The following is a 22,500-nucleotide window of genomic DNA, read 5'->3' as shown; positions in this document are numbered from 1 at the left end:
AGCGTAGTGTGACATAGTCTCATTCCTCCTTAGCGGCCTCGGCCGCATTGGAGGAGAGAGGCTTTCGATGAAGCCGGCGCGTGAGCGATCCGGTGGAGAGATCACTAGTGAGAATGATGACATGAGTAGCGACAAAGAGTGTGAGAGACACTCTCGCCGAAAGTCCAAGGGTTCCTGCTTAAAGCTAATCTGAGCAGGGTAAGCCGACCCCTAAGTCGAGGCCGAAAGGCGTAGACGATGGGAATCAGGTTAATATTCCTGAGCCAGATGGAAGTGACGGATCGTGAAGGTTGTTCACCCTTATCGGATTGGGTGGGCCGCTAATCGGTTCCTGGAAATAGCTCCATCATCAGATCGTACCCTAAACCAACACAGGTGGACTGGTAGAGAATACCAAGGCGCTTGAGAGAACGATGTTGAAGGAACTCGGCAAAATACCTCCGTAAGTTCGCGAGAAGGAGGCCCAGTTTCTACGCAAGTATTGGCTGGGGGCACAAACCAGGGGGTGGCGACTGTTTACTAAAAACACAGGGCTCTGCGAAGTCGCAAGACGACGTATAGGGTCTGACGCCTGCCCGGTGCCTGAAGGTTAAAAGGAGAGGTGAGAGCCTTGAATTGAAGCCCAGGTAAACGGCGGCCGTAACTATAACGGTCCTAAGGTAGCGAAATTCCTTGTCGGGTAAGTTCCGACCTGCACGAATGGCGTAACGACTTCCCCGCTGTCTCCAACATCGACTCAGCGAAATTGAATTACCTGTCAAGATGCAGGTTTCCCGCGGTTAGACGGAAAGACCCCGTGCACCTTTACTACAGCTTCACATTGGCATTAGGCCGAACATGTGCAGGATAGGTGGTGGGCTTCGAAGCAGGAACGCCAGTTTCTGTGGAGCCTCCCTTGAGATACCACCCTTGTTCTGCTTGATGTCTAACCGCGGACCGTTATCCGGTTCCGGGACCCTGTGTGGCGGGTAGTTTGACTGGGGCGGTCGCCTCCTAAAGCGTAACGGAGGCGCGCGAAGGTTGGCTCAGAGCGGTCGGAAATCGCTCGTTGAGTGCAATGGCAGAAGCCAGCCTGACTGCGAGACTGACAAGTCGAGCAGAGTCGAAAGACGGCCATAGTGATCCGGTGGTCCCGAGTGGAAGGGCCATCGCTCAACGGATAAAAGGTACGCCGGGGATAACAGGCTGATACTGCCCAAGAGTCCATATCGACGGCAGTGTTTGGCACCTCGATGTCGGCTCATCTCATCCTGGGGCTGGAGCAGGTCCCAAGGGTACGGCTGTTCGCCGTTTAAAGAGGTACGTGAGCTGGGTTTAGAACGTCGTGAGACAGTTCGGTCCCTATCTGCCGTGGGTGTAGGATACTTGAGAGGAGTTGCCCCTAGTACGAGAGGACCGGGGTGAACGATCCACTGGTGGACCTGTTGTCGTGCCAACGGCAGTGCAGGGTAGCTATGATCGGACAGGATAACCGCTGAAGGCATCTAAGCGGGAAGCCCCCCTCAAAACAAGGTATCCCTGAGGACCGTGGTAGACCACCACGTCGATAGGCCGGAGATGTAAGCGCAGCAATGCGTTCAGTTGACCGGTACTAATTGTCCGATAGGCTTGATTTGATCCAGTAGAAGCCAGACTTCTACGATCAGAAGCATACACTTAAACAGAGTACGCGACTTGGAATTCAAGGGTTTTTCTTGGTTTGGTGGTCATAGCAAGAGCAAAACACCCGGTCCCATCCCGAACCCGGCCGTTAAGTGCCTTAGCGCCGATGGTACTGCGTCTTAAGGCGTGGGAGAGTAGGTCGCCGCCAAACCTAGTAAGACCCTTGAGATGTATCTCTCTAACGATGACGCCCCATACCTTTCTCTGACTTGGGGCGCATAATTGGCGCGGGATGGAGCAGCCCGGTAGCTCGTCAGGCTCATAACCTGAAGGTCGCAGGTTCAAATCCTGCTCCCGCAACCAACATACCGCCCTCCGGGGCGGTTTGTCGTTTCTGGATGATTTTTGAATCCTCAGTCTCGCGGGTTGATCCTGGATAGGTCCAGTTTATGTACGACTTAGTTGGGCTTTCTCGAACAGGGTACATGGCGCTTGCGGGCGCATGTTCAGTTTGTGATGAGGTGCCCCCTACCTTCGGCACTATTTCTGCGCCTTCACGCGGGTTTCCTATTGCCTGAACATCCCAATGATCCGTTCATCTGAAAACCGGCGTTTCGTGCTCCATCCTTTTGCGTGGGCGGATCATCAATCCTCAGTGGCCTGATTTCAGGGGACTGGGTCACTACAAATTTAGCGACACCTCAATCAATCAAACTGGTAGGTGCTGACGTCAGAGATAACGCGAATACATTTGGGTACTGTCTGAAACTGTTGGCGGTATTGCCCAGGAGGTACGCCAAGCAGTTTGTTGAACACCCGTCGCATTGAATCAGCTGTAGCAAAGCCGCATTTCACCGCGATACGCTGCATCGGCATATCAGTGCTCTCAAGCAACCTTCGCGCCGCATCAATTCGGGCCTTCATTATGAATTCACCGGGCGTTGTGTTTAACTCGCGACGGAACACCCGAGCAAAGTTTCGTGGGCTCATGCCGCTCATATGTGCTAATTTTTCGATGGTCAGATGTGTGTCAAGGTTTTCGAGGATGTATTCCTGAACCTTTTGTATAGCATTGTCTTGCGACATCTGACCGATGAGGTGCGCACTAAATTGCGACTGGCCCCCGGAGCGCCTTAGGAAAACCACCATGTATCGCGCCACGATCATTGCGATCTCATGGCCATAGTCCTCTTCAACCAGTGCCAAAGCGAGGTCTATGCCGGCTGTAACACCGGCTGCGGTGATCAACGGCCCATCACGCAGAAAGATGGCATCTTCATCAAGCTTGATACGGGGGTAGTTCTTGCGGAGTTCCTCAACACATTCCCAATGCGTCGTCACCCGTTTACCATCAAGAAGCCCGGCTGCTGCAAGAATGAACACGCCAGTGCAGACTGAACCGTAACGCCTCACGGTCGGTACGCGGCGCTGTAACCAGCCTATGACATCCGGACTGATCTTCTGAAATGAAGGGTCGCCCGCGATCAGGAGAGTGTCGATTGGTTCATCAGCATCGTAAATGGTTCGATCTGCGAGTAGTTGTAGTTGACCAGTACCTGCAACTGTATTTGTTTCCGTTGATATGATCTGAATGTCATAGGCAGACATGTCATTCAGTCGGCGCGCCGCCTCCCAGAAGATCTCAGCCGGACCGACGACGTCTAAGGTCTGGACGCCAGGCGGCGCTAAGATGGCGACACGCATAGTAGCACTATCCTTTCCAGTTAACCTCATGCACCCGCCGGAGACTAGACCGGCGGGCGTGTTTGTAGGGGCTGAAGATCATGCGTCCCGATAGAGGCGTGGCTCAAACAGGCCGATCTTGCGCGCGCTCGATACAGTCTTGGCAGAGGCAAGCACTGCGAGGTCGACAAGCGGCTCAACAATGACAACCAGCATGTATGCCGCGCCAAATGTTGCAATAGCTGCAAGGCTTTCTGCGCCAAATTCCTGACCATAGATCGCCCAGAAGGCAACCCAAGCGACAACACTCCCTTGATAGGAGGCGCTAAGGGTAAGCGCCTGTTTGTACGAGATATCAACATAGCGGGTAGATTTAGGCACAATCCGGTTCGCGACCTCAGAGATGACGAACAATGGTGCAAGTAACGTGGTGACGTTCATACCGTATTGCGGAAGGTCACTGGGCGCAAAAAAGACGGCCTGAGCAAGAAGGCCAGCGGCAAGGCCCAAACCCGCAGGACCTGCACCAAAGATCAGAAGAAGTGTGGAGCCAAGAATGAAATGCAGCTCCGACACGCCAACGGGGAAGTGCGGTAAAAGCTCGAAGAACGCAAAAGTTAGAGCAGTTGTTGCGATCCCTCCGAGGGTCAAGGCGATGCCACCCCGTTCTCGGACAGTGTCAAAAGCTTTCTTGGCAGCGTACGTGACCGCAGCGGCCCCTGTGCCGTAGCTCAAGATAAGTTTGGCAGGTTCGACGATACCAGGTTCAATATGCATATTTGTTTTCCTTTTCAGTCAGGATGTTAATCGTGGCTCGCCACAAATCAGGCTGAAGCGGGCTTAAGGTTGTTGAGGGAGGCAAGCTCTTCCGAGTCGATCGCACCCGATTTTGTTGCGGCTTTCTCAAGTGCGCTGAGGAAGCGCTCGTAATAGTCCCAGGAAGCATCTGTCAGGTTGTGGGACGCTTCCCAGTTGCCGATCTCAGCTATTAGCTCGTCGCGGAAATCGTCCCATTCGAAGACGCCCTGTTTGGCCAAGGCGAGGGCGATGCCAAAGGCTGTCCGCTCCCACTCGTGACCGAAACATAAGGTTCCATTGTAGCGTGGCGGTGTGTCTGGCTGGCCCAGCATTTCGGTCACCGCGTGATGTTCGAAACGTGTCAACATCAGTGGACCACTATGCGGCCTTGGCCAGCGCGACGCCCATCATGCTTTCCGGCGTGACAAGCGCTGCGAGTTCTTCCTCGCTCATCCCTTCGGTACCTTCTGGGCGCTCAGGGATGACAAACCAGCGGATCTGTGCGCTGGAATCCCAGAGTTTGACATGCACTTCCTCTGGAACATCGACGCCAAACTCCTTGAGAACCGCACGAGGTTCCCGAGCAGCGCGACTGCGGAAGGCAGGGTCTTTGTACCAGTAGGGCGGAAGCCCAAGGACCGGCCACGGATAACAGGAACACAAGGTACAGATGATAATGTTGTGGACGCCCGGTTCATTGGCAACGGCGCGCATGTGTTCGCCTTCGGCACCTGCCATAAAGTCGCCAAGGCCAAGTTCTTCGATAGCTGCCGGAGTGTCCTCAACCAGTTTTTGCTTGAAATCTGGATCCATCCAGGCGCGGGCCACGATCTTAGCGCCGTTGAACGGCCCCATGCGCGTTTCAAAGAAATCTAACACCTGATCGACAGTCTTGTCGGTGATGATGCCTTTCGTGATCAGGAGGGCTTCAAGGGCCTTGGCCCGGGCTGCGCTCTGTTTTTCGCGGTCGCTGTCATATTCAAATAGGTTTGCCATGGTATCGTCCTCCGGCCTAGGCGTATTCTGGTGATTTGAGGTAGCCTGCATAGAGATCAGCAAAGACCGTCACGTTCGGCTCTACGTTATTGGGCCAGATTTCATCGGCGCTGACGCCGACGGTATAGCAGGGCATGGCAGGCCCAATGCCGTCTTCCTCGATGTCGCAGAGATAGACGTAGGCACCGTCGTAGACTTTCTCGACCTCGCAGGTCAGACCGCGCATAAATCCAGGAACGCGGGAATGCGCAACCGATGGCGGGTCCGCGACCACAACCTTGTCTCCCGCTTCAAAGTCGTAGGACACAGTGACGTCACGCTTTGGGCTATCGCCAACCGTTAGATACTGAATAACCCTCTCATCAATGGGCGCGACGTTCACTTCGGGAAGCGGTTTGTCCGGATCAGCAAGATACTCTTCAGTCAATGCATCAAGCTCTTCTTCGGTGATGTAGTCGTTTTCGATGAAATAGCCGGAAATGCCACCAAGCCATTTTTCATAGTACCGGTACTTGAAGTACTCGAAAGGGTTCATGGCCTCTGCACCTTTTCGTAGGTCGGCCCAAGTCCAGATGGTTCGGAAACTTGATGGCGTTTCCGGTAGATCCAGCTGCGTTGACAAAGCCATCATCGCCGAGTGAATTCCAAAAATCCGGGTTTCCCAGTCTTCGACAAAGACGCGTATGTCGGTACTGACAGGGCCAACGGCCTCAAGGCCTCCAAGATGGTGTTGTAGTTTCATTTCGTGTTCTCCGGCAAACTGTGAGATCAGGTGTTGGGTTGGGCTTCGGCAGTTTGCCCGGCTGAAAGCAATTTCGTGACGATCTCTGAAACGAAGCCGAACGAGGCGCCAACCACCATTGCAAGCATTGCGATCAGAGTGGGATGCGTAAGGGCTTCAGCACCAGTGATTGTCGTCTGCGTCGCGGCAGTGGTGCCAACAAGCGAAGCAAATCCGAACACAATGGCCGGTGGAAAATCGAGCAGCTTGGTGCCAGAGGCAAAAACCATTGCAGACGTGCCAGCGCCTACGAGTATGGCAGCAAACAGGGGGGCTGAGGGTCCGATTTCGATAATCAGCAGCGTAATCGAAGCGATGATGATCCCGGTGAAGTTCGAAGCGATCGACTTGATGTACCCGGTTTTTTCTCCGCCACAAGCGAAGAAGGACGCCCAAGCGATGAACGTAACCCAGACGGGGACAGGGATCAGTGTTGCTGTAACATAGGTATCAATTGCACCTAATACGCCCAGGCTGATCATGGCTGCGACAAGTGGGGGGAACATGTAAGTCTCTCCTTTTTGATTGCGTTTCTATGTCTTTGCGGCTTTGTTATTGCGCCTTAAACGGCGATATCTTGAGGTAACACTTGAGAGGAACGGAGGCCGGTTCTGAGTGCAGCCTCGTCGAGGTTCCGACCGATAAAGACGATTTGGCTGCTGCGGTGTTCGCCTGGCTTCCAGACTGCGCCTGGCCGGCCGTCGAGTGTCATGTGCACTCCGTGACAGACAAAGCGTCGTGGCTCGCCTGCAAAATTCATGACGCCTTTTAGTCGAAATAGATCCTTACCTGTCTCCTGGACTAACGTATTGAGCCATTTGTTGAACAGTTCAGGCACCAAGGGCGTGTCATCTTCTAAGGCGACGCAGGAAATGCTGCCGTCGTGTTCATGATCATGCTCGTGTTCATCCAGAAGATGCGGTTCGATTCGCAAAATACGTTTGAGATCAAAGGCTCCGACATCCAAGAGATCGGATGGCGAGATATCGCAGTCTTGTGCGCGTACGCAGCTTGCAAGTGGATTCAGCGTCCGAATTTGGACCTCGACTGATTGTAGTACATCCTCCGTCACCAGATCTGTCTTGTTTAGGATCAGGAGATCTGCAAAGCACACTTGCTCTTTCGCAACCTCTTGGTTGAGTTGAATGCCGATGTGTCGAGCGTCGACCACCGTGACAATCGCGTCGAGCTCCATGCGCTTTGAGAGCACTTCATCGAGCACGAAGGTTTGAACAACGGGGGCGGGATCTGCGAGGCCCGAGGTCTCAATGATAAAGCGGTCGATGTCATCGCCTCGCTCCAGAAGACTACGAAGCGCAGTGATCAGGTCAGTCCGAACAGTGCAGCAAATGCACCCATTATTCAGCTCGACAACCTCATCCTCTGTATCGACGACGAGCTGCCCATCAATTCCTACTTCCCCGTACTCGTTGACAACAACAACGATTTTCTCGTCGGTCGTATTGTGTAGGATGTGGTTTAACAGCGTTGTCTTGCCAGCGCCGAGAAACCCGGTCAGGACTGTCGTTGGGATTGCAGTCATCTTTCGCTCCATCTTTGTTCGCACCTGAAAAACAGGCACCAAATAATGCAGCGGCGTACGGGTTCTGTTGTCTCTCTATCGCAAACTTGCCAGATCAGATCAGATACAATTCAGATACGGGCTGCATCGTTGGGATCAATAGAGGCCCTGACGGTCATCTGAGATAGTGAGAGTGGAAAAGTGGTCGGACAAAGAGCATGCACATCCTGCCATTGCCTGCAAATTCATCAACGACAACCCAAGAATGTTAGAAAAATGGGCTGTTTCAAGAGATCTTCATGAAAGTTTAAGGATTCCGCTCCATTGACTTGGTACTTTGCCACAAAGGAGGGATATCATGGCATCGCAAGCTGCCCCGGGGCCGAGACGACGAAAAGAAGCAGGTCAAATGCCTCTTGGCGGCGAATCACATCGAGCGTTCTGCAATCTTGGCGTAAACAAGAATTGCCAAATTCAGCATTCAGCTTTTGTGTTCGGAAAACTGTGCCAGTTGTTTGCGAACACCTTTGATTTTGGTCGAGATTGCTCTGGCAATTTCAAGTCTGCGAGCAGGGTTCATCCGGTCAACAATCGCCGCTACGCTTATCGCCGCGATCGGGTGTTTCTGGCTGTTTAGAACAGCCACCCCGATTGCGCCCATGCCAGGGACAATTTTACCGTCATTGAACGCGAACCCATGTTCGCGGGTTTCCTCGACCAGAGTGCGCAGTGTTTCGGTTGTGAAGGCCGAATACGGTTTCAGAATCTTGTTGTTTCGACGGATCACAACATCGATTTCCTCATCCGGAAGCGCAGCCAGAAGGGCGAGGCTTCCTGCGCCGACACCAAGCGGGCGGCGGTCTCCCACGTCCAGCGTGAGACTCTTGATGGGAAAACTGCCCTCATATCTTTCAACGCAAACTGCTTCGCCACCTTCTTTCAGCTGAAGATAGGCAACGTCCTCGGTTTCTTCGATTATTTCCGACAAGATCGGGGACAGTACATTGATGATGGCGCCGCGTATGTTCTCGAATGAGTTGCAGGTCATTTCGAATCCCAGATAGTATCTGCGGCTCTTGGGTTCCTGATAGGCAAAGCCCTGCTCTACAAGTGCGTTCAACAGCCTGTGAGCAGTGGATTTGCCCAGGCCCGCGCTGCTGGAGAGGTCCGACAAACGCCATCCGTCTCGGGGGTCGTCACGCAACAGTTTAATCAGTGCCAGAGCGCGTTCAACCGAGCGTACGCTTCCGTCAGATTCTCCCTCCATGACCTCTTACGTGTCTCCCTTGCACCTGAATGCCATGGCATTCACTGTTCCCGCCTCGTCTTGCGGCACTTCGTCCGTTCACCCTGAGGCATCGGGTTTCTGTATTACACCGGGTTAGGTTGGCTGTACAGCGAGGCGTTGACAAGACAAAAGTACCGCTATACGGTACAAAATATTCCAACATGCGAAATACATAACTTTGAGCCAGTTGCATGTTTTTGGGCTCTACGAGGGAGGATATCGTGCTCAGATTTACTTTGTGGGCAATTGTCGTCGTGTTATTCGGTGTCTTGGGCACCGGGGCCTCGATGGCCAAGGAGAGGTCACTTTCACTACTTTCCAGCTTTCCGGAGAACTTCGCGTTCACCGAGGCGATAGGAATGGAGTTCATCAGGCGAATAGAGGAGCTATCGGAGGGGGAGATTTCTGTCTCGTTGTCCGGCCCGGAGGTTGTACCTCCTTTTGAGGGTCTGGAACCGGCGCAGGCGGGCCTTTACGATATTCTTTTCACGCACGGGGCATATCATTCGGGAACGACCGGTGTCGGTCTCGCCATTGACGGCATGGCAACCGATCCAGCCTTGCGGCGCAGCTCTGGTGCGATGGACTATATCGACGCGCATTACCAGAAACTGGGGATGAAGTTCGTGTCGTCTCCCTGCGCCGGAACAAAGGGGTTACGCTTCTATTTGCGCCAGGAGATCGATAACTCTTCTAAGTTCAGCGGATTGAAAATCAGGGGAACAGAGCCGTACAACGTTATCATCCGTGAGTTGGGCGGCTCACCAGTGCTAATGTCCGGGGGAGAAATCTATTCATCGATGCAAAAAGGAATCATCGATGGTGCTGCGTTCCCGGTTCTGGGCGCAAAGGGCTACAAGTGGTACGAAGTTGCCAGCTACTATTCCGAACCCAAATACGGCCAGACCTGTTTCATCATTCTCGTCAATCTTGATGTCTGGAACAGCCTCGATCAGGATGAGCAGAACCTCATCAGCAAGGTGGGGCAGGACCTTGAAGTCGAAACAATCCCACTCGTTGACCGGATGGTCGAAGAAGAAACCTCAGCACTGCGGGAGCTGGGCATGAAGCCGACGATTTTCCCGGCGGAGGTAACAGACAATCTTGAAGCGCTCTGGTCAGAAGGCGTCTGGCAGGTTGCGGTCAAGAAATCCGGCGAAGACGCTCAGAAGCTTCGCGATATCGCACGGGATGCCGGCCTGAGCAATTAGGAGGGAATACCGGCGGCCAGTAAGGTCTGGTAGCCGGTGTCACCCGCTCGCCGCAATCGGGAAAGCCACAAGTTTCACGGCGCATGTAAGCGGGTCATTTCTTCAGCGGACTGTTGCAAGTTACCGTGCTACTCATGTGCCAGCATATGTTTGACTGTGCCGACAATACGTGCCGGATTAACCCGCACCTGGTCTTCCAGAGTTGGCGAATAGCTTACAGGAATTCTTGGGGCACCCAGCCGCTTCGGTGGGGTGACGAGACGACCAAAAAGCCGCTCCGAGACTGTTGCCACGACCTCGGCCCCAAACCCGGCAACTGAAACCGCCTCATGCACGACCAGAATCCGGCGGGTTCGATGGGCGCTGGCTAATACGGTGTCTAGGTCCCAGGGCCAGATCGTTCTTAGATCGATGATTTCAACCTCAATGGAAGACTCGGATGCCAGCGTGGCCGCTGCGGCCAGGCAGTCATGCAGGGCCGCGGACCAGGACACTATGGTCAAAGCATCACCCTTGCGAACAATGCGGGCACGGCCGATTTCCGCGGGCGGGTCGTCGAAGCCGGGGTCGCCTGAGGTCGACCATAGATTCTTGTGCTCCAGAAATACCACCGGATCGTCACACCGGATGGCGGCCTTCAGCAACGCCTTTTCATCCCTTGGAAAAGCCGGCGTAACAACTACAAGTCCTGGAATATGGGCATACCAGGCTTCGAGAGACTGCGAATGCTGTGCCGCTGAAGATCGCCACATTCCGAACGGTTTGCGCACGACAAGCGGCACGCGGGACTGGCCTCCGAACATGTACCGGGCTTTCGCGGCCTGGTTTACAAGCTCATCTGTTGCGCAAAGGGAAAAGTCTGAAACACGCATTTCGACAACTGGACGCGTGCCCATCATCGCCGCACCCACTGCGGCGCCAAGCATGCAGGCTTCAGATATCGGTGCGTCGACCACGCGGTCGGACCCGAATTCGGATTGCAGCCCTCGATACTGACCAAACACGCCACCGCGCCCAAGGTCTTCGCCGATCGCCCAGACATCCGGGTCGCGCGTCAGTTCCTCGTGAAGCGCCTCATGAGCGGCGTCGACATAAGTGAGTTCTGTCATTGGAACGGCCTATGGACAGGACTGCCAATGTCCTGCACATCGGCATAGGCGTCTTCGGGCGTCGGCCAAGCGCCTGCGGCAGCACTGGCGGCGGCGTCCTTCATCTCGTTCATGATATCTGTTTCTGTGCAGATCAGTTGTTCGGGATCCATTCCCAGGGCGACAAGATGGGCTCTGCACCGCAGGACCGGATCGTTCTTCCGGTTTTTCTCAACCTCCGCCATCGGGCGATAGTGACCTGGATCGGTCGCCGTATGCCCATACATCCGGTACGTCCGCGCGACCATCAATTGCGGTTGGTCTCGGCGCGCTTTTTCGACCAGCGCCGCCGCTGTCCGATCCGTCTCCAGCACATCATTTCCGTCAATCACTACTGACGGGATGCCCATCGCCTTCGCGCGGGCATCTGCCCCATCTCCCGACGTAAGAGTCGACGTCCGGGTGGAGGCTGCAAATGCGTTGTCCTCGCATACAAAGAGGATTGGCAGGCCATAAATTCCGGCCCAGTTCAGTCCTTCTAGAAACGGGCCGCGATTGATTGCACCGTCCCCGAAGAAACACACAACAATCTTGTCTTCCTTGCGGAGCTTGATGGCATGTGCGGCACCAACGGCGATTTGGATATTGGCTCCTACGATGCCGTTTGCGCCAAGCATGCCGGCGCTGAAATCGGCAATATGCATCGAACCGCCCTTGCCCTGACAGTATCCGCCTTTCCTGCCAAAAAGTTCCAGCATCATGCGTTTGGGGTCCGCGCCTTTTGCAAGTGTGTGCCCGTGTCCCCTGTGTGTGGAAAGCAGAACATCCTCTGGACGAAGATTGGCGCACACGCCTGCGGCAATCGCTTCCTGTCCGATATAGGGATGCAAAGCGCCGAATATCAGCCCTTTCTCCAACGCTTCGATCGCAACGGTCTCCAGCGCACGTATCCGGACCATGTCACGATACATCGAAAAAACATGGTCTAGGCTCTGGTCAGGACTGTCGGAACCGTCGCTGAACATGCCTTTGGTCTTCCCTTGCATCCTATTTCCTCCCCGCCTACAGCAATGGTGCTAGCACGCATCTGAAGGAGAGGGCATGATTTTCTTGGTGCTGCGGGTCGGGTTAGCGCTTACTCACGTACCCTGATTTGGGAACCGAAAGTACATTGAGCGGTCAGTTTTGCCATCTGCGTTCTGAAAGGCAAGCCTCCCACATGTCACAGGAAACAATATGCTTTCCCATCATACCCCCTGCCTGAGCATGCGTCGCAAGTATCAGTGACGGAATAACAGCCTGCAGGTGTCGGCGTTACCGTTTTCCAAAAATGGAAAGATAAATTTCATCTCTTTGCGTATCCAGCCTGGGCCGCTTCGCCTAGCCTTTGAAGAGAGAAGCGCAAGGCAGCATAGGCCCGACATAGGCAGGCGCGACATCGGTCCACGGTCCGGTCAATCGGACCGTTCTACTTACGCCAGTCCTGCCACCAGCCCAGCGTGCCTGTATCACGCGTCGGGAAAAGCCGCCTCCGGAAGCAAGGAAATGACATGACGTACGAAGTGGAAAAGAAGTGCCGGACCGCGTCGGCGCTCTATTGCGATTACCGCGATGCAGGAAACTTTGACTTGTTGTCTAAGCTTTTTCTGCCCGATGGCGTAATCGACTACAACGGGGTTCTGTATTCAGGCCGCCGTGCCATCGCCGAGTTCGTGAAGTCGCGAGCGGGCGCGCCGACATTTCACCATCAGAGTTTCATCCGGTTCTCAGAGATCTCGGACGGCAGTATTGAAGCCGAAAGCCGGATACTTGTTTTCACGGAACCTCTTGATGAGCAGGCGGGCATCGGGCGTTTGCTGGTTGCGGCATCTTACTACGACAAGTTTTCCGAACATGGATCGGACTGGTTGTTCGAGGAGCGGCGCATCCGGTCGGTGGCTCTCAAGTGATGAGCCGGGCCGAATTCAATTACGGAAAGGGAAGACAATGACAAAGGCGGTAATGATCCGGAAACAGGGCGGTCCGGAGGTAATGGAACTGGTCGAGTTGAAGCTTGCCGCGCCACAGGCCCATGAAGTCGTGCTTCGGCATACCGCCATCGGGGCCAACCTCGTGGACACCTATCACCGGATGAACACCACTGGACAGTACGCCATCGAAACACCGGCTGTGCTTGGTTTCGAGGCTGTCGGAGTCGTAGAAGACGTTGGTGATGCTGTTGAGAATGTCTCTATCGGTGATCGCGTGGCCTATTGCATGGTGCTTGGCGCTTATTGCGAACGCAGGATCATCGCGGCCGACCAACTTGTCCGGATTCCTGACAGCGTTTCCGATGAAACGGCCGCCGCTTGTTTCATAAAAGGGCTGACCGCTCAGTATCTGCTGTCCAGTACCTACAAAGTCGGCGAAGGGGACACGATCCTGATCCACGCTGCCGCGGGCGGTGTCGGTTCGATCATGTCGCAATGGGCGCGCCATCTTGGTGCGACTGTCATTGGAACAGTTGGGTCGGAAAGCAAGGGGCGCATGGCCAAAGCCAACGGGTGCGAGCACATCATCTACTACCGCGAGGTAGATTTCGTTGAAGAGGTTTTGCGCCTGACCGAAGGACATGGCGTGGACGTGGTGTATGATTCCGTGGGCGTAGATACGTTCGAAGGGTCGCTCAAGTGTATTCGGCCGCTTGGGACGCTCGTCAATTACGGCCAGGCATCCGGCCCGGTTCCCCCCTTCGACATATCCAAGCTTGCCGCAAACGGATCGATTTTCTTGGCAAAGCCGACGCTGGGAACCTATATCGCCCAGCCGGGCCGGCAGCAGCGCATGTCTGACAGCCTGTTTGACATGATCGAACGCGGTATCGTCAGCATGGAAGTCAGCCAGACCGTTCGACTTGAAAATGTTCAGGAACTGCACCGGGATTTCGAAGCCCGCAGGACCAGCGGTTCGGTCGTCGTGATCCCCTAGGTTCGCGGCAGCACTGTCTTGGCTATTGGTGCGCTTGGAATGGTTTCCAATTTGTTCCGGCTGAAGGAGCGCCTTTTGTGGAAACCTCCCCACAGTTCCGTTTCACATGTCCGGATATGTAGGTGCGAATGTATTGCATGTCAGGGTGGCTAGCAGATCCCCTTTGCCCAGGAGAGATCGGGTAAGTTTATGAAATAGTGAGAATAAATTGTTGCCCCAGGTTCCGTTTCCGAAATCTGCGACAGCTGGTTCTCGCCTCCGTGACACATCTGGAGCTTCATGACGATAAGAAAATAGTTGCGTTTAATGGAACAATAAGTACCATATAATGGAACAAAATGAGGACGAGGGCTCACCTCGTCAGGCGATACCGCCAAGGGAGGAGAGAAATGAACAAGACGCTTGGAAAGTGGGTGACTGCAATATGGTTCGGTGCGGCCGCCGCCGGAGGGGGGCAGGCGGCCGAATACAAAATGCTGTCAAGTTTTCCGCACAGTTTCGTCTTCACGGAGGAGATCGCCCAACGTTTCGTGGCTGACCTCACCGAGGCGTCAGAGGGGGAGATCACAGTTGACATCATCGGGCCGGAGGCCGTTCCGCCATTCGAGGGGCTAGAGCCCGTTCAGGCGGGGCTTTATGATTTCATCTTTACGCATGGCGCGTATCATGCTGGCACCACGGGCGTAGGGCTTGCAATTGATGGGGTTGCGTCCGATCCGGACAAGCGGCGGGCTTCCGGCGTGATCGACTTTATTTCGGACCACTACGAAACCATCGGACTGAAGCTGATTGCCGCTCCCACGACCGGCACAAAAGGCCTCCGATTTTACCTTCGCCATGCGTTGAGCAGGGAGACGCCGCTCGAGGGGATGAAAGTCCGCGGAACAGAAAACTATCACCCGATGATCCGAACGCTTGGCGGTTCACCGGTGATGATTTCCGGCGGGGAGATCTATACTGCGTTGCAGAAGGGGCTGATCGACGGCGCCGCCTGGCCAACGCTCGGCGCTAAAGGCTTCAAGTGGTTCGAGGTCGCGCCCTATTACTCCGAGCCAAATTTCGGTCAGACAGGGGTTCTTATTCTAATGAACCTGGATGCCTGGACAGCAATGAGCGACGCGGATCGCGCGCTCGTGTCGCGTATCGGCGAGGAACTGGAGCAGTCAACCATCGTAGGCATGGATGCGCTTACTTTGAAGGAGACCGAAGAGCTTCGGGCGCTGGGTATGAAGCCGACACGGATTTCGGAAGCAAATGCTGCGCTCTTGGACCGGCTCTATGCACAAGGCGTCTGGCAAAAGGCGATTGAGAAATCTGGTGAACACGCGGTAACCTTACGGGAGATCGCGCGTGAAGCCGGGCTTACGTACTGATCGCCATGGAAAAGTCAGCGTTGGATATTGTGGACACTGAGCGGCGACAGAACTTTAGGGGACTTATCTCAGCACTCAAACTGATCGATCAATGGAACACCAGGGTTCTGATATCGGTTAGCGGATGTGCGTTGATATTAATAACCTTGTCTTTCGTGACTGAGGTGTTCCTTCGTTACTTTTTCGGTTCTCCTACGGATTGGGTGAACGATCTAGTCCGGTATCTCCTTCCGGTCGTCATATTCGGCACAGCGCCATACGTCGTCCGTGTCGGTTCACATGTCTCGATCGACTATCTGGAAAGTCTATTGAGTGGCGTTTCCCGTGTACTGCTGCATAGTTTCGTGCTGGTCGCGGCAATGAGCATCTGTCTTGTCACCGGTGCAATTGTCCTGGCGGAGGCGCATCGGCAGTTTGAAAGAGGGATTTATACAGTCGGAACGCAATCTGTGCCGAAATGGTGGATCACGTCCGTTATCGCGACGGGGTTCCTGTCCATGGCATTCAGTTACATGACGCACCTTCTTGGCGCTGTGCTGGGGGAGGCGCGGGATCAATGATCTGGTATGAAACCCTTTTGCTTGTCGTTGGTGCACTTCTGTTCATCATGGCGACAGGCATTCCGCTCTTCGCGGCGTTTCTGGTGGTTAATGTTGGTTTCGCGCTCATCCTGTACGGACAGAAATCACTTGGTCTCTTTGCCAATTCTATCTTTAGTACAACCACCTCCGACAGCCTGATCGCGATCCCTCTGTTCATTTTGATGGGCGAAATCCTATTTCGATCCGGATCGATAGAAATTCTGTTTCGCAGTGTTGATCTGTTGATCGGCCGGGTGCGCGGACGTATGTACTTCGTCGTAACCGCGCTTTCGGTCGTGTTCGGAGCGCTGTCTGGTTCAGCCGTTGCCGTGGCGGCAATGCTCGGGCGTTCCGTTTTTCCCAAACTGGTGGAACAGGGTTATAGCAAGTCGTTGTCGACATCGCTTATCCTGGGGGGCGCGAGCCTGGCCCCGATCATTCCGCCCAGCGTTCTCGTGATCGTGCTCGGGGCGTTGGTCCGGGACGTGTCTATTGCTGGGCTGCTCGTGGCCGGCTTGCTGCCGGGCCTCCTTCTTAGTGTGATGATGCTGATATACGTCTTTGGCTCTATGTATTTCCGGTCGGAGGTGGTGGATGCACCCAGCCGTGATGCCAACGAGGTCAAGGGTCTTGGCGATGTGGCTATGTCGCTTGTCCAGCTGCTTCCATTCTCGATCGTCATTTTTTCGGTGATGGGTTTCATTCTGCTCGGCGTGGCAACGCCGTCGGAATCCGCCGCAACGGGAGTCGTCGGGGCGATGCTCGTGGCAGTTATCTATCGTAAGTTCAACTTAACAATGATGCGAACGGCAATCGTTGAGGCTGCCAAGCTTGCCACGACCATCTTGATAATCGTGGCTTGTTCCAAGCTGTTTGGTCAGCTGCTTTCGGCGTCTGGGGCAACACGGGGCCTAATTGAATACGTGGTTGAACTGGATGCCTCTTACTGGACAATGTTCCTGATCTTGATGTTGGTTCCGCTGATCTTGTGCATGTTTCTAGACCAGATTGCGTTCATGTTGCTTGCGGTGCCGTTATATGAACCGATCGTGCAGCTATTCGAATATGATCCGATCTGGTTCTGGATGCTTTTCCTGATCAACCTGACTGTCGGAAGCATTACTCCGCCATTCGGCTACACGCTCTTCTCACTAAAAAGCGCAACAAGCGCGGCCCCCGGCATTTCAATGAGCGTGGTCGAAGTGTTCCGCTCTGCTGTTCCAGTTGTCCTCGTGTTTATCTGTGGCATGGCAGTCATGTCGGTTTGGCCTGAGATTATCAAGCTGGTGCCCGAAAGGCTGATGAAATGACCGCTGCCAAAACCTCACGTCGCTCTAGAACCGAAACTGTGCCGGGTGCCAGGACCGCTACGGTCCCGATGCCCCCGCCGGTCACCCGAATTTCCAAAAAGGATCGCTTCCACTTCCGCTGACTCAGACAAGAACGAGCGTGCCGCCTTGGAACTAGGCAGCGCCACTTGATGATCTCTGCCTGCCGCAGGGAACAGCTTTTTATTGCCAAATGAATGAAAGGATACGCAATGCTCGATGAAGCTCCCACCGGCAACTTTGGCACGGTGCACAAGGAAACGGACCACGATGTCGTCATCATTGGTTCCGGATTTGGCGGAATCGCCATGGCGCATTATCTCGACGAGCTGGGCCTTTCCGATTTCACGTTGTTCGAGAAGGCTGACACTGTTGGTGGAACTTGGCGCGAAAACCACTATCCGGGTGCGCGGTGCGATGTACCGGCTGCACTTTATTCCCTGTCCTATGCCCCGGAATGGAGCTGGACATCGACCTATCCGCTGCAGCCGGAAATCCTGGCCTACATGCAACGCACGGCTGAGCGTGAGGGGGTCACGCTACGCACCCATTTCCTAACCGAAATCGAGCATGCTGAATTCGACCAAGACCGTGGAACCTGGACCGTGCGTGACAAGGAGGGGAACTCCAAGACATGTCGTGTGCTTATTTCTGCCGTAGGACAGCTAAACCGGCCGTCCGAGCCTGAGATCAAGGGCAGGGATACCTTTACCGGGTCTGTCTTCCACTCCGCGGAATGGCGTCACGATGTCGATCTGACCGGTAAGACCGTTGCCGTCGTGGGCACAGGCGCGAGCGCGATTCAGATCGTGCCTGCGATCGCGCCGGATGTCGAGAAAGTCGTCCTGCTGCAGCGGTCGCCGGCATGGGTGTTCTGCAAGGATGAACGCGACATCCCGGTCTCTGAGCGTCTGACGTACCGTGCCAATCCCGACCTCATGCAGAAGCAGCGGGAAGAGCTCTACGAAGTTTTCGAAGAAAACTATGACAAGTACATAGCTGGGACAAAGCTCAACATAGAGTTTCAGGAGGAGTGCTACGAACTGATCGAGAGGCAAATCCCCGATCCTGTTCTGCGGAAGAAGGTCACGCCGGATTATACGCCCGGTTGCAAGCGCATTCTAGCATCGAACGAATGGTATTCGACCCTCGCGCGCGACAATGTCGCAGTGGTAACCGCCGGTCTAGAGGCTATGGACGGCGACGAGATCATCGATTCCGACGGTGGCCGTCACAAGGTCGATGTCGTTGTCCTTGCGACAGGGTTCAAAGCAACGGAATTTCTGCAGCCGATGACGGTCAAGGGGCTGGACGGGGTCGACTTGCACGAGGCGTGGCAGGGCGAGCCCGAGGCCTATCGAGGTGTAAGCATTCCTGGATTTCCAAACTTCTTTGTCATGTACGGACCAAACACCAACACGCACAATTCCATCATCGGCATGCTCGAGGCGCAGGCTCGGTATATTGCCCGGAAAACCAGGTTCGTTCTCGACAACCCGGATCAAAATCTAATGGTCAGGCGTGCGGCACTCGAGGGCTTTTACGAAGAGATGACGCCAAAGTTCGACAAGTTCTCGTGGTCCGGTGCGTGCCAGAACTGGTACCGCACTGAAAGCGGGCGGGTGATCAATAACTGGCCCGACCGTACCCGAGCCTACTTTGAACTTATGGAGGCGAATGATGACGAAAGCTATGAAATCGTGCCGACACTGAATGCTTCTGAACCGGCAAACTGTGAGCCTGCGGAGTAGGGCGATGACGCTTCATCCCGATATGTCTCGTCACCTTGGCGCCATGCAAGATGCGGCGTCGCTCGAGGAAATGACGCTGGACGAGCTTCGAGCAAGCTTTCGGCCTGTGCCGATCGCGGATCGCGCCACTGTTGGTTCCGTTGAGGATATGATCACCAATATCGGGACGCCGATGCGTTGTTATCGCCCGGATCGTCGCCGAAATGAAAAGCTTATCGTTTTTTTCCATGGTGGCGGCTATGTCGCAGGGGATCTGGAAAGCCATGACCACGTCTGTCGGGACTTGGTGAATACGTCCGGGTCCGCGGTCATTGCTGTGAATTATCGCAGGTCGCCGGAATATCGGTTCCCGGTGCCGGTCGATGATTGCTTCGCGGCGGTGAACTGGATCTGGAGACATCTGCCCCGGATCGACAGTGCCGCCGATCGTTTGGTTGTGGTCGGTGATAGTGCCGGTGCAACGTTGGCAACGGCGGTGTGTCTGCGTCTGCAGGGCAAGCCGACGCCAAAGGTGTGCGGTCAGGTGTTGGCCTATCCGATCACGGATTACCACACACCGCCTACACGCTCCTATCTTGAGAATGCTGAAGGATACGGGTTGACGCGTGGCGCCATGCTGCGGTTCTGGAGCGAATACATTGAAGATCCGGCACAAGCCCGCCATCCTTGGGCCTCTCCGCTCGGTGCCGCCACGCTTGCCGGTCTGCCGCCAGCATTGGTGATGACGGCCGAATACGATCCGTTGCGGGACGAAGGGGATGCCTATGCAACCCGTCTGAAACAGGCCGGTGTACCCGTCACCCATACCCGTTACCAAGGCCTGATTCATGGATTCCTCAGGCTGTCGCCTTACAGCCCGGTCGCGCGTGATGCATTAACTGCCATCGGTGACTGGATCAACACGGTTTGAATCCTTTCCATTGGCAGTAGGCGTGTCATATTGCGCGGCCTTTCAAAAACGAAAACAGCATCGTCACCTGACGCAGCGAATCCGCGCGCATGGCGATGGGTTCTACTCTTGCAGTTGTCGGTACCTCAAGGGAATTCACGTGAAAGTATATATAAGATAGATACTTGAGATGACCTATTCTCGGCACACATTCATTTAGCCATCATGCTATCGCACACGTTTGCGAAAACGACCTTTGCAGTTTTGGAAATTTATGTGCGCCTACCTTGGGCATATGATCGGTTTGTCGATACCTGAATGGCGGCGTGTACCTAAGGCAACCGCGTGTGCGCAATGACTGGAACACACACCATCTGGCGCGTTTTGTGGGAGGAAAAAATGGAAGATGTGGCATTTATCGGACTTGGAACAATGGGCCTGCCGATGGCGACAAACCTTCTCAAGGAGGGGCGCAATGTTCGGGGTTTTGACCTTAGCTCAGACGCAACCGGGGCCTTCGTTTCGGCGGGCGGTGTGGCCGGAGAATCCATTGCGGACACTGTCGCAGATGCGGGGGTAGTCATCACGATGCTGCCAACGACTGAGATCGTGAAGGACACTTACCTTAATGCTGAGGGTGTGCTTTGCCATTGCCGCAAGGACGCGCTCCTGATTGACAGCTCTACCATCGATGTGGAGACAGCGCGCGAGCTGAACACGGCTGCCGCCGAGGCGGGAAACGGTATGTTGGATGCGCCTGTGTCCGGTGCCATGGCCGCCGCTCAGCAAGGGTCACTCGTCTTCATGGTGGGCGGCAGCCAGGACGATTTCGACCGGGCGCAGTCAGTCTTTGCCGGCATGGGACGAGAGAGCATTTACATCGGCAGCAGCGGCATGGGACAGGCGACGAAGATCTGCAACAACATGCTGCTTGGGGTGCATGTTGCCGCTGCAAGCGAGGCGCTGGCACTTGGGCAGGCACTCGGGCTTGACCTGAACCTGCTGGCCGAAGTGATCGGCAAATCGTCGGGCTCAAGCTGGGTCATGTCTCAGTACTGCCCGGCGCCAGGCGTGGTGCCCGGAGCGCCGTCCAGCAACGATTACAAACCCGGCTTCACCAATCCGCTGATCGCCAAGGACATGGGTATATTTCAACAGGCGGCCCTTTCGGCAACACGCCCTTCGCCGATGGCATCAGCCGCGCTCGCACTCTACCGCACTGCTATCCGGAATGGTCATACACAACGGGATTTCTCCGCGATGTTTGAGTTCCTGGGTGGCGAAATCTGAAACGACTTTTCCAAACAAACTGAAGGAGATACCTAATGACCAAAGCAATTCGCATTTCGGAGAAAGGCGGCCCGGATGTCATGAAGGCCGTCGATGTCGAAGTCGGCGCCCCCGGTGAAGGCGAGGCGCTCATCCGCCACACCGCCATTGGCGTGAACATGGTGGATGTCTATCACCGGTCCGACACCGAAGGACAATACGCTATTCCGGTACCGAACACTTTGGGCGTCGAGGCCGCTGGCGTGGTCGAGGCGGTCGGCAGCGGCGTTGAGGGTATCAAGGTCGGCGACCGGGTGGCCTACTGCATGGTGCTTGGCGCTTACTGCGAGAAGCGGCTCATTCCCGCGGAGAAGCTTGTGAAGCTTCCGGAATACATCACCGATGAAATCGCGGCTGCGTGCATGATTCAGGGACTTACGGCGCAATACCTATTGCACAGTTCCTACAAAGTGACGGCCGAGAGCACCATCCTTATTCACGCTGCCGCGGGTGGCGTCGGGCTGATCATGTGCCAGTGGGCGCGGGATATCGGTGCCACGGTCATCGGTACGGTCGGAACCAGCGCCAAGGGCGAGTTGGCCATGGAAAACGGTTGCGATCACGTAATTTACTATCGAGAAGAGGATTTCGTCGCTCGCGTCAAGGAAATCACCGGTGGGGCCGGAGTTGATGTGGTGTATGATTCAGTTGGACTCGATACATTCTCTAAGTCCCTCGAATGCTTGCGCCCGCTCGGCACCATCGTGAATTTCGGCCAAGCCTCCGGAGCGGTTCCGCCTTTGGATATATCGCTACTTGCGAAATCGGGGTCCGTGTTCTTGGCCAAGCCTACACTGGCGACATACGTAGCCCAATCGGATCAGATGCGCGAGATGGCCCGGAATCTGTTCGACAAGATCAATTCGGGTGCCATTAAGATCAATGTCAGTCAGTCTGTTCCCCTGGGCGATATCGTCCAGCTTCACCGAGACATGGCCGATCGCAAGACGGTCGGGTCGGTATTGTTGAAACCGTAGGGATTTTCTGAGGGGAGAAGACGATGCTGGAAGTTCGGTGTCGTCTATCCCGGCGGCAGATCAAAAGATTGCATGTTGTTGGCGGGGCCGAAACAGTTCTTGGTTTTGGCCCCGGCCATAGGGAACAGCACGACCGTGCACTTCTGTCTCCGACGTGGACCCGGGCGCGGAGGGTCCGTGCGCACCAGAGACAGAAGAGAGAACGATGATGCGGATAGGAACGCCGAAGGAAGTTATTGAGGGCGAGAGTCGGGTTGCGATGACGCCGGATTCAGCGGAGCAGTTGCGGAAGCTGGGCCATGACTGTGTGATCGAGACGGGGGCCGGTGTGGCGGC

The 22,500-nt window shown here is 55.1% G+C and carries 21 protein-coding genes, 1 tRNA gene and 2 rRNA genes (1 of these 24 only partly in view); 14 read left to right on the top strand and 10 right to left on the bottom strand.

Annotated features, from left to right (window positions below):
- The 3 genes from AAFO92_RS06540 to AAFO92_RS06530 form a co-directional block, all read left to right on the top strand.
- Positions 1-1,616 (top strand): 23S ribosomal RNA (locus AAFO92_RS06540); it begins 1,827 nt to the left of the window's first position.
- 82 nt (positions 1,617-1,698) lie between these two features.
- Positions 1,699-1,813 (top strand): 5S ribosomal RNA (gene rrf / locus AAFO92_RS06535).
- 75 nt (positions 1,814-1,888) lie between these two features.
- Positions 1,889-1,965: transfer RNA gene (locus tag AAFO92_RS06530), tRNA-Met, on the top strand.
- Positions 1,966-2,307: 342 nt separating this feature from the next.
- On the opposite strand, the gene AAFO92_RS06525 is transcribed toward AAFO92_RS06530, so the two are convergent.
- The 8 genes from AAFO92_RS06525 to AAFO92_RS06490 form a co-directional block, all read right to left on the bottom strand.
- Complete coding sequence (locus AAFO92_RS06525) at positions 2,308-3,306, bottom strand: GlxA family transcriptional regulator (protein ID WP_347533916.1); 999 nt, start codon at positions 3,304-3,306, stop codon at positions 2,308-2,310.
- A 78-nt stretch (positions 3,307-3,384) separates the two neighbouring features.
- A complete protein-coding gene (locus AAFO92_RS06520; protein ID WP_347533915.1) occupies positions 3,385-4,062 on the bottom strand; it encodes an energy-coupling factor ABC transporter permease in 678 nt (225 codons plus the stop codon).
- A gap of 47 nt (positions 4,063-4,109) precedes the next feature.
- Positions 4,110-4,451 (bottom strand): nitrile hydratase accessory protein, encoded by a 342-nt coding sequence (locus AAFO92_RS06515; RefSeq protein ID WP_347533914.1) that lies wholly within the window; start codon positions 4,449-4,451, stop codon positions 4,110-4,112.
- A gap of 10 nt (positions 4,452-4,461) precedes the next feature.
- Positions 4,462-5,079: a nitrile hydratase subunit alpha gene (gene nthA, locus AAFO92_RS06510; RefSeq protein WP_347533913.1), complete on the bottom strand. Its 618-nt coding sequence runs from the start codon at positions 5,077-5,079 to the stop codon at positions 4,462-4,464.
- 16 nt (positions 5,080-5,095) lie between these two features.
- Complete coding sequence (gene nthB, locus AAFO92_RS06505; protein ID WP_347533912.1) at positions 5,096-5,821, bottom strand: nitrile hydratase subunit beta; 726 nt, start codon at positions 5,819-5,821, stop codon at positions 5,096-5,098.
- A 26-nt stretch (positions 5,822-5,847) separates the two neighbouring features.
- Positions 5,848-6,366, bottom strand: a complete 519-nt coding sequence (locus tag AAFO92_RS06500; RefSeq protein ID WP_347533911.1) for a DUF1097 domain-containing protein — start codon at positions 6,364-6,366, stop codon at positions 5,848-5,850.
- A 56-nt stretch (positions 6,367-6,422) separates the two neighbouring features.
- Positions 6,423-7,403 carry a GTP-binding protein gene (locus AAFO92_RS06495; RefSeq protein WP_347533910.1) on the bottom strand — a complete coding sequence of 327 codons (981 nt, stop codon included), beginning with the start codon at positions 7,401-7,403 and terminating at the stop codon, positions 6,423-6,425.
- Positions 7,404-7,863: 460 nt separating this feature from the next.
- On the bottom strand, positions 7,864-8,649 hold the full coding sequence (locus AAFO92_RS06490) for an IclR family transcriptional regulator (protein WP_347533909.1): 786 nt from the start codon (positions 8,647-8,649) through the stop codon (positions 7,864-7,866).
- Between the two features lie 242 nt (positions 8,650-8,891).
- On the opposite strand from AAFO92_RS06490, the gene dctP (AAFO92_RS06485) reads away from it, so the two are divergent.
- Complete coding sequence (dctP, locus tag AAFO92_RS06485; protein WP_347533908.1) at positions 8,892-9,881, top strand: TRAP transporter substrate-binding protein DctP; 990 nt, start codon at positions 8,892-8,894, stop codon at positions 9,879-9,881.
- Positions 9,882-10,009: 128 nt separating this feature from the next.
- Here dctP (AAFO92_RS06485) and AAFO92_RS06480 read toward each other — a convergent pair whose 3' ends face one another.
- Both AAFO92_RS06480 and AAFO92_RS06475 read right to left on the bottom strand, forming a co-directional pair.
- Complete coding sequence (locus tag AAFO92_RS06480) at positions 10,010-10,990, bottom strand: alpha-ketoacid dehydrogenase subunit beta (RefSeq protein WP_347533907.1); 981 nt, start codon at positions 10,988-10,990, stop codon at positions 10,010-10,012.
- Entirely contained in the window at positions 10,987-12,015 is a 1,029-nt protein-coding gene (locus AAFO92_RS06475) for a thiamine pyrophosphate-dependent dehydrogenase E1 component subunit alpha (protein WP_347533906.1), read from the bottom strand. The genes AAFO92_RS06480 and AAFO92_RS06475 overlap by 4 nt, the downstream gene beginning before the upstream one ends.
- A 504-nt stretch (positions 12,016-12,519) precedes the next feature.
- Between AAFO92_RS06475 and AAFO92_RS06470 the strand changes: the two genes are divergently transcribed.
- The 10 genes from AAFO92_RS06470 to AAFO92_RS06425 all read left to right on the top strand — a co-directional run.
- A complete protein-coding gene (locus AAFO92_RS06470; RefSeq protein WP_347533905.1) occupies positions 12,520-12,918 on the top strand; it encodes a nuclear transport factor 2 family protein in 399 nt (132 codons plus the stop codon).
- Positions 12,919-12,955: 37 nt separating this feature from the next.
- On the top strand, positions 12,956-13,936 hold the full coding sequence (locus AAFO92_RS06465) for a quinone oxidoreductase (RefSeq protein ID WP_347533904.1): 981 nt from the start codon (positions 12,956-12,958) through the stop codon (positions 13,934-13,936).
- Between the two features lie 389 nt (positions 13,937-14,325).
- On the top strand, positions 14,326-15,309 hold the full coding sequence (gene dctP, locus AAFO92_RS06460; RefSeq protein WP_347533903.1) for a TRAP transporter substrate-binding protein DctP: 984 nt from the start codon (positions 14,326-14,328) through the stop codon (positions 15,307-15,309).
- A gap of 29 nt (positions 15,310-15,338) precedes the next feature.
- The gene (locus tag AAFO92_RS06455) at positions 15,339-15,869 is read left to right on the top strand and encodes a TRAP transporter small permease (RefSeq protein ID WP_347534324.1); all 531 of its coding nucleotides are present in this window, start codon (positions 15,339-15,341) and stop codon (positions 15,867-15,869) included.
- A complete protein-coding gene (locus AAFO92_RS06450; RefSeq protein ID WP_347533902.1) occupies positions 15,866-17,200 on the top strand; it encodes a TRAP transporter large permease in 1,335 nt (444 codons plus the stop codon). Before AAFO92_RS06455 ends, AAFO92_RS06450 begins: the two co-directional genes overlap by 4 nt.
- A 230-nt stretch (positions 17,201-17,430) precedes the next feature.
- The gene (locus AAFO92_RS06445) at positions 17,431-18,969 is read left to right on the top strand and encodes an NAD(P)/FAD-dependent oxidoreductase (RefSeq protein ID WP_347533901.1); all 1,539 of its coding nucleotides are present in this window, start codon (positions 17,431-17,433) and stop codon (positions 18,967-18,969) included.
- A 4-nt stretch (positions 18,970-18,973) separates the two neighbouring features.
- Positions 18,974-19,879, top strand: a complete 906-nt coding sequence (locus tag AAFO92_RS06440; RefSeq protein WP_347533900.1) for an alpha/beta hydrolase — start codon at positions 18,974-18,976, stop codon at positions 19,877-19,879.
- 378 nt (positions 19,880-20,257) lie between these two features.
- Entirely contained in the window at positions 20,258-21,148 is an 891-nt protein-coding gene (mmsB, locus tag AAFO92_RS06435) for a 3-hydroxyisobutyrate dehydrogenase (protein WP_347533899.1), read from the top strand.
- 35 nt (positions 21,149-21,183) lie between these two features.
- Positions 21,184-22,164 (top strand): quinone oxidoreductase, encoded by a 981-nt coding sequence (locus tag AAFO92_RS06430; protein ID WP_347533898.1) that lies wholly within the window; start codon positions 21,184-21,186, stop codon positions 22,162-22,164.
- A gap of 208 nt (positions 22,165-22,372) precedes the next feature.
- Positions 22,373-22,500: hypothetical protein (locus AAFO92_RS06425; RefSeq protein ID WP_347534323.1), on the top strand; the 128-nt coding region annotated here is incomplete at its 3' end.

Origin of the sequence: Roseovarius sp. CAU 1744 (assembly GCF_039839345.1) — a bacterium.
Taxonomy (GTDB): Bacteria; Pseudomonadota; Alphaproteobacteria; order Rhodobacterales; family Rhodobacteraceae; genus Roseovarius.
This window is presented reverse-complemented; position numbering and strand designations above follow the sequence as displayed.